The organism is Chryseobacterium binzhouense, assembly GCF_007474545.1.
In the GTDB taxonomy this organism is placed as follows: Bacteria; Bacteroidota; Bacteroidia; order Flavobacteriales; family Weeksellaceae; genus Chryseobacterium; species Chryseobacterium binzhouense.
In genome coordinates this window covers 288218-302753 of sequence record NZ_VKOG01000004.1, presented here as the reverse complement: position 1 = coordinate 302753, position 14536 = coordinate 288218, and the positions used below count along the sequence as shown (strand labels likewise).

Here is a 14536-nt window from a genome sequence, read left to right as displayed (position 1 = left end):
ATTGATGAAATATTTAAGATTATCAGGGCTTGAGCCTTTAATTATAACACCGGAAAGCAACTTTATCAACGTTGGTGAAAGAACCAATGTTGCCGGTTCAAAGAAATTTTTAAGATTAATAAAAGAAGAAAAATTCGGGGAAGCGCTCAATATTGCACGTCATCAGGTTGAAGGCGGTGCACAGATTCTTGATGTCAATTTTGATGATGGACTGATCGATGGAAAAGCTTCCATGATTAAATTTTTAAACCTTATTGCCTCAGAACCGGACATCGCAAGAATTCCTCTGATGATCGACTCTTCGAAATGGGAAATTCTGGAAGCCGGATTGCAGGTTGCACAGGGAAAATGTGTGGTCAATTCCATCAGCTTAAAAGGAGGTGAAGAAGAATTCATCAAACAGGCAAAAGCCATCAAAAGATACGGTGCTGCTGTGATTGTCATGGCTTTTGATGAGGTGGGACAAGCCGATACCTACGAACGCAGAATCGAAATATCAAAACGTTCCTATGATATTTTAGTGAATCGTTTAAATTTCCCTGCTGAAGATATTATTTTCGACTTAAATATTTTCCCTGTGGCAACGGGAATGGATGAACACCGCAGAAACGCCATCGATTTTATTGAAGCAACAAGATGGGTTCGCCAGAATCTTCCGTATGCATCCGTAAGTGGAGGAGTTTCCAATGTTTCGTTCTCGTTCCGTGGAAATGATACGGTAAGAGAAGCAATGCACTCGGTTTTCCTCTATCACGCGATTCAGGCAGGGATGAACATGGGAATTGTAAATCCTGCCATGTTGGAGGTTTATGATGAAATTAATAAAGAACTTCTGGAACTCGTTGAAGACGTGATTCTCGATAAAAGAGATGATGCAACAGAAAGACTTTTAGATTATTCTGAAAAACATAAATCAGTCAAAAAAGAGAAAGTTGAAGAACTTGAGTGGCGTACAAAACCTTTACAGGAAAGGATTACGCATTCTTTAGTAAAAGGAATCGACCGTTTTATTGAAGAAGATGTGGAAGAAGCAAGATTACAGGCAGAAAAACCCCTTCACGTGATTGAAATCAATTTAATGACCGGAATGGGCGTTGTCGGAGATTTATTCGGAAGCGGAAAGATGTTCTTACCGCAGGTTGTAAAATCTGCAAGGGTGATGAAAAAAGCGGTGGCTTACTTACAGCCATTCATCGAAGCAGAAAAAGACGGAACAAAACCAGCCAACGGAAAAATCCTTATGGCAACGGTAAAAGGAGACGTTCATGACATCGGTAAAAATATTGTAAGCGTCGTTTTAGGCTGTAACAATTACGAAATTGTAGATCTTGGCGTAATGGTTCCGGCTGAAAAAATTATTCAGGCTGCAATTGATCATCAGGTTGATGTGATCGGACTTAGCGGATTAATTACACCAAGTCTGGATGAAATGGTGTACATTGCGCAGGAACTGGAAAGACAGAATTTAAATTTCCCTTTACTAATTGGTGGTGCAACAACTTCAAAAGCACATACAGCCGTAAAAATTGATTTAAAATATAAAAATGCCGTAGTTCACGTCAATGATGCTTCCAGAGCGGTCAATGTGGTAAGTTCATTACTGGGCGACAGAAATAAGGAATACGTTGATGATCTGAAAAGTGAATATTCCGAATTCCGTGAAAAGTTCCTGAACAGACAGGTAGAAAAAGACTACGTTTCTATTGAAGAAGCCAGGCAGAATAAATTTAAAATCGATTGGGAAAATGAAGAAATTTTTACACCCAATCAGTTAGGAATTACCGTTGTTGAAAATCAGGATCTGAGAGAATTATTACCTTTCATCGACTGGTCGCCGTTTTTCAGAAGCTGGGATCTTCATGGCAAATATCCGCAAATTTTAGAAGATGAGGTTGTAGGAGCTCAGGCAAGAGAACTATTAAAAGATGCGCAGATTATTTTGAAGAGGATTTTAGACGAAAAATTATTAACGGCAAAAGCAGTATTCGGAATTTTTAAAGCCAATTCTACGGAAACGGACGATATTTTAATTTTTGATGAAAATAACGAACAAAAAACGAAGTTCATTACTTTAAGACAGCAGGCTCAGCGTTCCAAAGGGAAAGATTATCTGGCGTTGAGTGATTTTATTGCCCCTGAAAGTTCAGGAAAAACCGATTATATGGGAGCTTTCTGTGTAACAACCGGTTTCGGAACCGATGAATTGGCGCAGGAATACGAAAAAGCGAATGACGACTACAACGCGATCATGGTAAAAGCTTTGGCAGACCGTTTCGCAGAAGCCTACGCGGAATTTTTACATAAAAAAGTAAGAACGGAATATTGGAGGTACGCCAATCAGGAAAATTTAACCAATGAAGAATTGATTGCTGAAAAGTATAAGGGAATTCGTCCTGCTCCTGGTTATCCTGCGTGTCCTGATCACTTGGAAAAACACGCGATCTGGGATTTACTGAAAGTGGAAGAAAATATCGGTGTTTATCTTACTGAAAGTTTAGCGATGTTTCCGACTGCTTCGGTTTCGGGATATTATTTCGGAAGTCCGCACGCCAAATATTTTGGACTGGGAAAAATTGCTGAAGATCAGTTGAAAGATTATTCGGTAAGAAAAGGAATTGCTTTGCAGGAAGCTAGAAAATGGCTGAATCCTAATTTGGCAAATGAAATTTAAATTATGAAAAAACTTTTTTCATTTTTCTTTGTAATGATAAGCTGGTCCGCATTTTCTCAAAAGTGTAGCTATCAGATATTGATTCATTCAGAAAATTTAAACGAAACAGGGAAATTTAAGCTGACAATTAAGAATACGGATTATAAAATATTTAAAATTCGAAAGGAAATCAATTTCTGCAATATGAGATTGGAAAATTTAGAGTTGTATAATGAAGAAAATCAGTCTTTCGAAAAGATGAATCTTGCAAAAAAAGATATTGATTGTTTTACTTATAAGGATAAGGATATTAAGCTTAAACCCAATAAAAAATATGTTTACGAAGTAAATATGAAGTCTGATTTTGCTGTCCTTCAAAACGGCAATTTCTTTGAAGCTTTTAACAACAGAAAATACCGTTTTAAAGTTTCATTTGCTTTAGATTCATATTCTAACTGTGGAGAATCCAATATTTTAATTACAGACTGGATTTATAAAAATTAAAAACTATACAAATTACGCTAACGATAAATAATGAAAATCACAGACCATATAAAAAACGCAAACGGAAAAACGTTATTTTCTCTTGAAGTTGTTCCGCCCCAAAAAGGAATTGGGATTGAAGATCTTTATAAAAATATTGATCCTTTAATGGAATTTAAACCGCCGTTCATCGACGTTACCACTTCCAGAGAAGAATATATTTATATCGACAAAGGAAACGGATTAATGGAACGCAGAATTACAAGAATGCGTCCCGGAACGTTGGGAATTTGTGCGGCAATTCAGCATAAATATAATGTAGATACCGTTCCACATTTGCTTTGCGGAGGTTTTACCAAAGAGGAAACAGAATATCTTCTGGTAGACTGTATGTATCTTGGAATTGATAATGTGATGGCTCTCAGAGGCGATGCGATGAAAGGACATCAGTATTTTGAGCCGACTCAGGGAGGTCACGGAAGTGCAATGGAATTGGTTCACCAGATTAATGATCTGGGAAGAGGAAAATATCTCCATAATCAGGATGAAATTTGTGATGAACATAACAAATTCTGCATCGGCGTTGCCGGTTATCCCGAAAAGCACATGGAAGCACCTTCAATGAATTATGATCTGAAATGGCTGAAGCAAAAAGTTGATGCAGGAGCAGACTATATCGTGACCCAAATGTTTTTTGATAATAAAAAATTTATCGAATTTGTGAAAAAAGCCCGTGAAATGGGAATTACCGTTCCTATTATTCCGGGAATTAAACCGATTGCTACGAAAAAGCATTTAAAGGTTTTACCGCAGATTTTTAAAATTGATCTTCCGGAAGAACTGATTAATGAAGTGGAAAATGCCAAAAATAATGAAGCCGTAAAACAAATCGGAATCGAATGGGCAATTACGCAATGCAGAGAATTGCTGGAATTCGGAGTTCCGGTTCTGCATTTCTATTCGATGGGGAAGAGCGACAATATAAAAAAGGTAGCCGGAGCGCTATTCTAATAAAGTGAAAAATGAATATTTTAAAGTTCTGCAGAAATGCAGAACTTTTTTATATGGTTTCGGCGGCGAAGCCGCCGAAACCATATAAATCATAAAATGGGATGTCTTTCAAACTCCTTATTCCTGTCAAAAAGATAACGGTACGTTGCTAGTTTTCGCGTGACTGTGGTATCAAGATTTTCCGCAATTTTAATCATTTTGGGATTAAAATCCCCGATCCACTGCATTTCTGTCACTTTAAAATCAGTATGTTTTCTCAAATGTTGTGTTCCCTCCCAGATCATGTAGCCTTCAATACCTTTTCTTTGCCATTCCGGAACGACACCGAACACCAGACCGACCATTTTTTCGTTCTTTTTGAATTTTTTTATCCAAAGAAATTTTAGTTTTTCCAAAAGTCCGAATTTTCCATTCAGATATTTAAACCATTGATTGGTGTCGGGTAGATTCATCCACATGGCAATCGGTTTTTCGTTTTCATAGACAAACCATGAAATATGTTCATTAATGATGGGTTTCATCGTTTTGAACATTTTCAGCACTTTAGATTCCTGCATACATTTTCCTTCTCCGTGAGCAGCCCATGCTTTGTTATAAATTTCGGTAAAATCTTTGGCAAATTTCTCCAGATTGTTTTTCGTCATGGGTTTTGCAGAAAGATCAGGATTTTTACTGTGTTTGGCGTGCATTAATGTAAAAAGCCTCGAAACTTCAGAGAAAATAGGTCTTGAAAAACATAGCTGTTCAAAATAAATTTTAAAACCATAATTTTCAAAAAGATCCTTGTAATAAGGGAAATTGTAATTCATTCCGTACAAAGGCTCAAGAAAACCTTCAATAACCAATCCCCAGAATTTATCGCGTTCCCCGAAATTTATTGGTCCGTCCATCGCTTCCATGCCTCTTTCCTGAAGCCAGTTTTTGCAATGATCAAAAATGAAATTTGCTGTTTCCTGATCATTGATACAATCGAAAAAACCGATTCCTCCGGTGGGCTGTTGTTGCTGATAAGTTTTGTTGATGAAAACGGCAACTTTTCCTACAGTTTCATTCTTAGCATTTTTAAAAAGAAATCTTTCGCATTCACCATCTTTGTAAAATTTATTTTTTTCGGGACTGAAAATAGATTCAAGATCTTGATCCAAAGGTCTTATATAATGATCATTATGCTGATAAAGCCTAACGGGAAATTCCAGAAATTCTTTCTTTTGACTTTCAGTATGTACTTTTTCAACAGTGATCATATTTTGTTTTGTGATAGGTTAAAAGATGATATTTTCGTCTAAATTGAAATTATTTAAAAAGATATAATCCGTATTTTTGTGCAAATTAAATAAAAATGGTTGATTTTACCGACAACGATGATGATATTTTCACAGGAAAAGAGCATACGCCGATTCGTGAAAATGCTTTTGAGAAATCGCCGGAAGAAAAAATAGAAAAAATTACCGAACTTTTTGGAGAGATTATGGAAACCCTTGGCTTAGACATGACCGATGACTCCTTAAAAGATTCTCCGAGACGTGTTGCCAAGATGTATGTAAATGAAATTTTCGGGGGACTTCTTCCTGAAAACAAACCGGGAATTTCCACGTTTTCAAATAAATATAAATACCGCCAGATGTTGGTGGAAAAAGATATCACTGTATATTCATTTTGTGAGCATCATTTCTTGCCGATCATCGGAAGGGCGCATGTTGCTTACATTTCGAACGGTGAAGTAATCGGTCTTTCGAAAATCAATAGGATTGTGGATTACTACGCAAAAAGACCACAGGTTCAGGAAAGACTGACGATGCAGATTGTGAATGCTTTAAAAGAAGCTTTAGGAACGAAAGACGTTGCCTGTATCATTGATGCAAAACACCTTTGTGTTAATTGCAGGGGAATAAAAGATACCGCAAGTTCTACGATCACAGCAGAATTAAGCGGTATTTTCAGGACTAATCCTATCACAAGACAGGAGTTTCTGCATTATGTGGGAAGTCATGCGAAATTGGATTAATTGCTATGCCAAATTTTGAAATTTATCTTTACAATAAGTCAATAACCCTATATTTGATTTTTTTGTAAAAGAAATTACAAATCAATTTAAAGGAGTTCTGATTCAGAAAATTGATGATGGTTTGGAAACAATGTATTACGATTTTAGTGTTGATTAAATTTTAATTACTTTACATCAAACACCTATGATTGGAATTACAATTTTCCCAACAAACAATGTAGATTTAAAGGATGGAGAAGTTAATTTTTATAGAAAAATTTCATCTTATTTAAAAAATAAAATAAATGATAAAATTTAAAAAAGTTTCAGACAAGATATTTGTAACAACTATTATTTGTTGCTGCTATACCTGCTGTTAAAAGGTGAAAATCTTTTAATTGATAAACTTTAGACTAAATTTAAAATCATTAAATCAAATTAAATAAATGCAACTAAAAATATACAACTCGCTTGCGGGAGAAAAAGAAATATTCAAGCCGATTTTAGAAGGAAATGTCGGAATGTACGTCTGTGGACCGACGGTTTACAGCAATGTGCACTTGGGAAATGTAAGAACTTTCCTTTCTTTCGACTTTATCTACAGAAGTCTGATGCATTTGGGCTATAAAGTTCGTTACGTCAGAAACATTACCGATGCAGGTCACCTTACGGACGATGGAGATGTGAACAACGACAGATTCGTGAAACAGACCCGTCTCGAAAAATTAGAACCAATGGAAATCGTACAGAAATACACGGTAGATTTTCATAAAGTTCTGGATATGTTCAATTTGCTTCCTCCGAATATTGAACCAACTGCAACCGGTCATATCGTAGAGCAGATTGAGCTGACTCAAAAGTTAATTGAAAGAGGATTTGCTTACGAAAGCAACGGTTCTGTGTATTTCGATGTGTTGGAATACAACAGAAGAGGTCTGAATTATGGTGAACTTTCAAAAAGAAATATCGAAGAACTTTTTGCCAATACCCGTGATTTGGACGGACAAGGTGAAAAGAAAAATCCGCAGGATTTCGCATTGTGGAAAAAGGCTTCTCCGGCACATATCATGAGATGGAACTCGCCTTGGGGCGAAGGTTTTCCGGGATGGCATCTGGAATGTACTGCAATGAGTACAAAATATTTGGGAGAAACTTTTGATATTCACGGAGGCGGAATGGATCTTAAATTTCCGCACCACGAATGTGAAATCGCACAGGGAAAAGCCTGCAATGATACTTCTCCTGTAAATTACTGGATGCACGCAAATATGCTGACTATGAACGGACAAAGAATGAGCAAGTCTACCGGAAATTATATTCTGCCGATGCAGTTGGTAACAGGGGAAAATGATTTCTTTAAAAAGCCTTTCCATCCTTCAATTGTTCGTTTCTGCTTTTTGCAGGCACATTACAGAAGTGTTTTAGACATTTCAAATGATGCAATGATGGCGAGTGAAAAAGGTTTCATAAGATTGATGGAAGCGATCAAACTTCTGAACAGCATCACTCCTAATGACGAAATGCAATCTGGTTTCAGTATTGAAGAATGGAAAAACAAAGCGTATGAAGCATTAACGGATGATTTTAATTCTCCGGTTCTGATTGCGCATTTATTTGAAGCGGTAAAATATATTTTTGTTTTGAATGATAGCAAAGAAACTATTTCAACGAAAGATTTAGAGGAACTGAAATCTACTTTAAATGCTTTGGTTTTCGATGTTTTAGGACTTCAGACCATTGAAGAAAACAATAATGAAAAACTGGATCAGACCTTAAAAGTTCTGATTGAATTGAGAAATCAGGCAAGAAAATCAAAAAACTTTGAACTATCCGATCAGATTCGTGATAAACTTCTTGCAGAAGGCATTGAGCTGAAAGACGGAAGAGATGGTACGACGTATGTTGTAAATTAAAACCCGTAAAAATTTAATAATCCCGGTACAAAAGTGCCGGGATTTAAATTTATAGTTATAATTATTTCAACAATGTATATTTTTAACGATTTTTGCCTTTAAAATATCTGTAATGAACTGTCCGTGCTGCTCCGGTAAAACCTATGAAGAATGCTGTAAACCATACCATACAAAAGAAAAAAATGCTCCAACAGCAGAAGCTTTGATGCGGTCGAGGTATTCTGCATTTGCTATTCCGAATGGAACGTACTTAATGGAAACTACTGCGCCGAGTAAAAGACAGTTTCATAACACTAATGATTTGCAGGAATGGGGTGAAAGTAATCAATGGACAAAACTGGAAATCGTAAATAAACCATCTTTGAACAAAGTGGAATTCAAAGCTTATTATACAGATGAAAACGGACGGAAACAAATTCATCACGAATTATCTACATTTAAAATGATTCAGAACCGATGGTTTTATGTGAACGGTGAATTTTTAGAGTAAATAAAAACTGAGGTACATTATTTTGTCTTACTAAAGAATTTTTTTTGATATTTTCTTTCAACAGATCAATATTAATAAAAATGTCCAGCATTTCTGCCGGACATTTTATATTATTTAGAAGATTTTTTTAATGACCTTCGTTTCCGTCAATTCCGTGAGCGTGACCATGTGATAATTCTTCTTCAGTTGCAGGTCTTGTATTTAATACTTCTACCTGGAAGTCCAAAACTTTACCCGCCATTGGATGATTCAAATCTGCCACAACAACTTCAGGAGTAACCTCTACTACGAATGCCTGAAAATTATTTCCCTGGTTGTCAGATAAAGGTAAAATAGCTCCCACAGGCGGAATTCCGCTTTCCTGGAACATGTCAATCGGAAGCTGTGCAATTGCATCTTCCTGTTTTTGACCGTAAGCTTCTTCCGGCTGAATGGTAAAATCTGCTTTATCACCTGCTTTCAGACCTAGAATGTTCTGCTCAAATTTAGGAATCATCATTCCTACACCATATAAAAATGTAAGTGGATTTTCTGCTGTAGTTTCTTCTACCAAAACCTTGCTTCCGTCTTCTTCGATAGTGTGAAGAATATACTTTACAGCTACCACATGATTGTTTTCAATTGTCATATTTTTCTTTTTTCCGTGAAAATTCATCACGATTAACCGTACAAATATAATCTTTTTGAAATGATTGATCGGAATGAGCGAGTTTATTTAACTTTATTTAAAATATTAATTCAGTGTTTTTTTTGAAAGAAATATTGTAACTCTACTTTTCGAAAAGCATTCAATACAAACTTAACGGGCAAAAATGAATCAGTATTTTCAGGCTTCACTTTTCTTTATTTTTTTCTTCTTTTTTCTTTTGTCTTAAAACATACAGGTACAGACTTTCAACCTTAGTTCTTGCCCATGGTGTTTTTCTCAAAAATTTCAACGAAGAACTTATGCTCGGATTGTCGGTAAAACATTTAATGTTGATTTGTTCGCCCAATTTCTCAAAACCTTGATAATATTCTACCAAGTCTTCCAGAATTGCATCAAGCCTTTTTCCGTGAAGCGGATCTTTAGACTGCTGTTCCATAATGATGTAAAGATAAGAATTCATTTTTTGTGAAATTTAAAATTTCTTTCACTTTAATTGAGTTGTTCAAAAAGCAAAACGTAAGAAGAAATAAACAGTTTTGCTTTAAATTGAGAGTTCCTGTATTTTCAAGCTCTGCGAAGCAAATTTTATTTGCCTTGCATTCTTACTATTTGCGTTAAAAACTTTGCGTTTAAATTTAAGATTAACATCAGGTTTGATGATAATGTCATAGCAATTTCGAATATAAAACAATAGATTTTAACTAAGCTCTTATCAATTAATAAAGTTTTCTCTTCAGAATAGATTAATTTAGCAATACCAATTTTAAGTTGAAATGAGCAGAAATACCGATGCCAACAGAAAACTGCATAAAAAGAAAATCGACAATAAAAAACGTAAAATTCAGGAAGCTGAATTGAAAAGAAAAAACCGATTAAAGGAAATGCGCGAGAATACAAAGGCTAAATTAGCAGCTCAACAGGAAGAGGAAACGAAAATTTTATGAAAATTCTACATACTGCCGATTGGCATTTAGGTAAACGTCTCGACCGTTTTTCCAGATTGGAAGAGCAGGTTTTGGTTATGGACGAAATCGTTCAGATTGCTGATGAACAGAATGTTGATTTGGTTTTAATTGCCGGAGATTTGTTTGATAATTTCAATCCGGGCGTTGAAGCAGTAGAACTTTTTTATAAAACTTTAAAGCGTTTATCTTTAAACGGAAGACGGCCCGTCATTGCCATTTCAGGAAATCATGATTCTCCAAGCTTGATTGATGCACCGGATCCTCTTGCAAGAGAATGCGGAATCATTTTAATAGGTCATCCAAAAGCGACCGTTCATCCTTTTGAACTGGAGCATTTTAGAATTTCAAAATCTGCAGAAGGATTTATCGAGCTGCAACTTCAAAATCAGAATTTTCCTGTCAGAATTCTTCACACGCCTTATGCCAATGAAATCCGTCTGAAAGAATATTTCGGAGAAAATAAAGCAAGTGAACTGAATGCTGTTTTAGCAGAACACTGGAAAAAAACGGCTGATGAATTTTGTGATGATAACGGAGTCAATCTTCTGATGACGCATTTATATATGAATAAAAAAGGCGAACCTATGTTGGATGAACCGGAAGGGGAGAAGCCTATTAAAATAGGAAATGCTGACCTGATTTTTTCAGATATCATTCCTCCACAGATTCATTATACCGCTTTGGGGCATCTGCATCGTTTTCAAAATATCGGAACCGATGAAAAACCGGTTGTTTATTCTTCGTCACCTCTTTGCTATAGCTTTAGCGAAGCGGGGCAGACCAAATATGTATCAATCATTGAAGCAGAACCCGATAAGCAGATTTCATTTGAAAAAATTGCTGTAAAAAACGGAAGATGTCTGGAAAGAAAGACCTTTGACTGTGTGGAAAAAACAGTAGAATGGCTTCAGGAGAACCCTGATTCTCTGGTGGAAATTACTTTAGAAAGTCAGACTTTTTTAAAAGCAGAAGAGCGAAAAAAGATTTATCAGGCACACAACGGAATTATATATTTGATTCCTAAATTTAAACATCAGCAATTTGATGAAAATAAGCTGAGTGAGATTAATCTCAGTCAGGATATACAAACTTTATTCAAAGATTATTTTAAATCAAAAAACGGTGGTCAGGATGCAAATGAAGAACTCATTAATTTATTTAATGAAATCGTTTCCGAAAAATAATTTAATTAAAATATTTTTAAACATTAAGAAATATTAAGTTGTTCAGATGAGTTAAGAGAAATAAATTTCTTAAGATTCATTTCTTAATTTTGCTCTCAAAATCTTAATTATTTCTTCACTTCCTAAATCAACTTATTGGTTTAAATTTTAAATATTCTCTTATGATTCCAATTCAATTGACTTTAGAAGGTCTATATTCTTATCAGGAACGGCAGAAAATTGATTTTGAAAATCTTACGGAAGCCGGCTTGTTCGGCATTTTCGGTTCGGTAGGTTCAGGAAAATCTTCTATTTTGGAAGCTGTTTCTTTTGCTCTTTATGGCGAAACAGAACGCCTGAATGCAAGAGATAAACGTGCTTACAACATGATGAATCTGAAATCGAACAAATCCTATATTGAGTTTGATTTTTTGAATTATGAAAACAAAAAATTCCGTGCAACAAGAGAATTCAGACGAAATTCTAAGAATTTTGAAGATGTAAAAACGCCCACCGTTACTTTTTACGAATGGAAAAATGAAAACTGGATTCCATTGGAGCATTCAAATGCTGAAAAAGTGATTGGTTTGAGTTATGCTAATTTTAAGCGAACCATAATTATTCCTCAAGGGCAGTTTAAAGAGTTTTTGGAACTTGGCGCAACAGACCGAACCAATATGATGAAAGAAATTTTTGGTCTTCAGCGTTTTGATTTGCAGAATAATGTTTCAGTTTTAAATGTAAAAAACAGATCAGAACTCGATCAGTTAGAAGGTCAGTTAAAAGGTTTTGAAGAGATCAATGAAGAACAAATTTCAGCTCAGAAAGAACATCTAAAAACCGAGCAGCAAAAATTTGAAGAAGTACAGAAAATTTTCAGAGAAACGGAACAGAAATATGTGAAACTGAAAACTTTGAAAGAAGATTTTGAACTTTTGCATCGGAAAAGATCAGATTTTGAAAAACTGACTCAAAAGAAATCTGAGATTGATATTTTAGAAACAAAGACCGAAATTTACGATAAAGTTTTCAGTATTTTCACACCCTTAATTTCTGAGAACAACAAACTTCTCAAGGAAATTTCTGAACAGCAGAGCAGCAAAGAACAACAGTTCAAAATTATGCAGGAAACAGAAATTCAGTCTGAAAATATCAGGAATAAACTTTCTGCAATTCAACCGAAATATGAAGCTTTACATCAATCTAAGATTCAGGAAAATGATTTGAGTCTGATTCTTCAGATGCTGAAATTTTCTGAGGAAATTACAACTTTAAAAGAACGAACAACAAAAGGCTCGGAAAAAGTAAAAGAAGTTGAAGCCAACCAAAAATTAATTCAAAACAAGATTGAAGAACTTTCAAAAAATGCAGAGCTTTTAAAAACGAAAAAATTAGATTCTACTTTACTTCTGAACGTAGGGAATTGGTTTTCAGAAAACAAGAGATTAAAGGAATTTTTGAATATTCAATCAGAGAAAATTCGTTTAAAAAAACTTGAAATAGAAAAGATCTCCGATGAATTAAAGCCTTTTGAAATTAATCCTGAAACATTTAAAAATGATTTTAAGAATCAGATTGAAGTTTTAGAAAATCAGAAAAAAAACCTTTCTGAAAAAAAGAATCATCTTGATGTTCAACAGAAACTGGCTCACTTTGCCAACGAATTGCACGAGGGAGAATCTTGTCCGCTTTGTGGTGCTTTGGAACATCCGAATATTGTACATTTTGATGATGTAAATTCAGAATTAAATGATATTCAGAAGCAGATTGGGCAGCTGGAAATTAAAGAAGAAAACATTCGGAAACAGTCATTGGAAATCGAAAAAATTCTTGACCGTAAAAAGATTTTTGAAGAACAGTCGAAATCAGAAGAAGGAAGTTTAAAACAGATTCAAAATAACTTAGATATACATTTAAAAAATTTCAACTGGGTAGAATTTAATCCGGAAAATCAAAATGATTTTGAGCAAAAAAGACAACAATCTTTCACCATTGAAAAACAAATGGATGAACTGAATCAGCAAATTTCTTCAGAGCAAAAAAATCTGGATAAAGAAAGGCAAAATCTTGACAGTTACAATAAAGCTTTGGAAAAATTCAGGCTTGATGAAGCAAAAAAAGAAGAGCAAATCAAGACGAATGAAACCAATTTAAAAGCATTGCAATGGGTTGATTACAAAGATAAAACGATTGTTGATGTGGAAGAAATTTATCATAAACTCGCAAAATCAAACCTTGAAACTGAACAGGATTACAATCAATTAATTAAAGGCGAGAAAGAAATTTCACCCAAATTAGCCGAGAAAAAAACGGTTGTTCATCAATTGGAAAAACGGATTTCCGAACTGGAAAAAGAAATTTCAGAGAATAAAAATCAGATTGGAAAAGCTTTATCTGAACAGCAATTCAGCACTTTGGAGGAAATCCAGCAAATTCTTGCTCAGGAAATCAATGTTCAGGAAATAAGAAATCAAATTCAGCAGTTCAGGATTCAGTTTGAAACGCTGAGAAACAGTATTCTTGAACTGGAAAATAAGCTTAAAGACTTTTCATTTAACGAGGAAGAATTTTTAGCCATTGAAAATCAGTTTAGAACTTTTGAAAAAGATTTAAAAACAACCAATGATTCTGTGGTAAAGATCGCAACTGAAATTGAAAGATTAGAAAAGGAATTCAGGAAAAAGGAAAATCTTTTGAAGGATTTGGCGCAGCTTCAGAAACGTGCAGAAAATCTGAAAATCATGACCAGTCTTTTTAAAGGAGCCGGTTTTGTGCAGTATGTTTCTTCAATTTATCTTCGCCAGTTATGTGACCACGCCAATGTGCGTTTTCATAGGATGACCAGAAATCAGCTGAGCTTACAATTGAATGAAAATAACGATTTTGAAATCATTGATTATCTGAATGAAGGACGAAGCCGAAGTGTAAAAACGCTTTCGGGAGGACAGGCTTTTCAGGTTTCTTTGAGTCTTGCGCTGGCTTTGGCAGAAAGTGTGCAAACGAATGCTCAATCGGAGAAAAACTTCTTTTTTATTGATGAAGGTTTCGGAACTCAGGATCTGGAATCGGTGAATATCGTGTTTGAAACGCTGATGAATCTGCAGAAAGAGAACCGTATTGTAGGAATTATTTCGCACGTGGAAGAGCTGAAAGAGAAAATTCCGGTTTCACTGAATATTACAAAAGATGAGGAAAAGGGAAGTTTGATTGAGGTTTCTTAATTAAAAA

12 protein-coding genes are annotated in these 14536 nt (G+C 35.0%); 9 read left to right on the top strand and 3 right to left on the bottom strand.

Annotated features, from left to right (window positions below; translation table 11 throughout):
* Window positions 1-4 precede the first annotated feature (4 nt).
* The 3 genes from metH (at window position 5) to metF (ending at window position 4144) form a co-directional block, all read left to right on the top strand.
* Window positions 5-2671, top strand: coding sequence for a methionine synthase (gene metH / locus FNE73_RS12175; RefSeq protein WP_143884872.1), 2667 nt, complete (start codon window positions 5-7; stop codon window positions 2669-2671).
* A gap of 183 nt (window positions 2672-2854) precedes the next feature.
* On the top strand, window positions 2855-3154 hold the full coding sequence (locus tag FNE73_RS12170) for a hypothetical protein (RefSeq protein ID WP_143884871.1): 300 nt from the start codon (window positions 2855-2857) through the stop codon (window positions 3152-3154).
* 30 nt (window positions 3155-3184) lie between these two features.
* Window positions 3185-4144, top strand: a complete 960-nt coding sequence (gene metF, locus FNE73_RS12165; RefSeq protein ID WP_143884870.1) for a methylenetetrahydrofolate reductase [NAD(P)H] — start codon at window positions 3185-3187, stop codon at window positions 4142-4144.
* Between the two features lie 89 nt (window positions 4145-4233).
* Here the strand turns inward: metF and FNE73_RS12160 are convergent, their stop codons facing one another.
* Entirely contained in the window at window positions 4234-5388 is a 1155-nt protein-coding gene (locus FNE73_RS12160) for a hypothetical protein (protein WP_143884869.1), read from the bottom strand.
* Between the two features lie 95 nt (window positions 5389-5483).
* Between FNE73_RS12160 and folE the strand changes: the two genes are divergently transcribed.
* The 3 genes from folE (at window position 5484) to FNE73_RS12145 (ending at window position 8531) form a co-directional block, all read left to right on the top strand.
* A complete protein-coding gene (folE, locus tag FNE73_RS12155) occupies window positions 5484-6149 on the top strand; it encodes a GTP cyclohydrolase I FolE (RefSeq protein ID WP_143884868.1) in 666 nt (221 codons plus the stop codon).
* Window positions 6150-6574: 425 nt separating this feature from the next.
* Window positions 6575-8041: a cysteine--tRNA ligase gene (gene cysS / locus FNE73_RS12150; protein ID WP_143884867.1), complete on the top strand. Its 1467-nt coding sequence runs from the start codon at window positions 6575-6577 to the stop codon at window positions 8039-8041.
* Window positions 8042-8153: 112 nt separating this feature from the next.
* Window positions 8154-8531 (top strand): YchJ family protein, encoded by a 378-nt coding sequence (locus FNE73_RS12145; protein ID WP_143884866.1) that lies wholly within the window; start codon window positions 8154-8156, stop codon window positions 8529-8531.
* A 127-nt stretch (window positions 8532-8658) separates the two neighbouring features.
* Here FNE73_RS12145 and FNE73_RS12140 read toward each other — a convergent pair whose 3' ends face one another.
* Together FNE73_RS12140 and FNE73_RS12135 are read right to left on the bottom strand one after the other, a co-directional pair.
* A complete protein-coding gene (locus FNE73_RS12140) occupies window positions 8659-9159 on the bottom strand; it encodes an FKBP-type peptidyl-prolyl cis-trans isomerase (protein WP_089744937.1) in 501 nt (166 codons plus the stop codon).
* A gap of 205 nt (window positions 9160-9364) precedes the next feature.
* On the bottom strand, window positions 9365-9616 hold the full coding sequence (locus FNE73_RS12135) for a VF530 family protein (RefSeq protein WP_143884973.1): 252 nt from the start codon (window positions 9614-9616) through the stop codon (window positions 9365-9367).
* Between the two features lie 337 nt (window positions 9617-9953).
* Here FNE73_RS12135 and FNE73_RS16770 point away from each other — a divergent pair, with 337 nt between their 5' ends.
* From FNE73_RS16770 to FNE73_RS12125, 3 genes are all read left to right on the top strand, one after another.
* Window positions 9954-10124, top strand: coding sequence for a hypothetical protein (locus tag FNE73_RS16770; protein ID WP_185147340.1), 171 nt, complete (start codon window positions 9954-9956; stop codon window positions 10122-10124).
* Window positions 10121-11329, top strand: a complete 1209-nt coding sequence (gene sbcD / locus FNE73_RS12130; RefSeq protein WP_143884865.1) for a metallophosphoesterase family protein — start codon at window positions 10121-10123, stop codon at window positions 11327-11329. Before FNE73_RS16770 ends, sbcD begins: the two co-directional genes overlap by 4 nt.
* A gap of 161 nt (window positions 11330-11490) precedes the next feature.
* On the top strand, window positions 11491-14529 hold the full coding sequence (locus tag FNE73_RS12125) for an SbcC/MukB-like Walker B domain-containing protein (protein WP_143884864.1): 3039 nt from the start codon (window positions 11491-11493) through the stop codon (window positions 14527-14529).
* The last annotated feature ends 7 nt before the right edge of the window (window positions 14530-14536 follow it).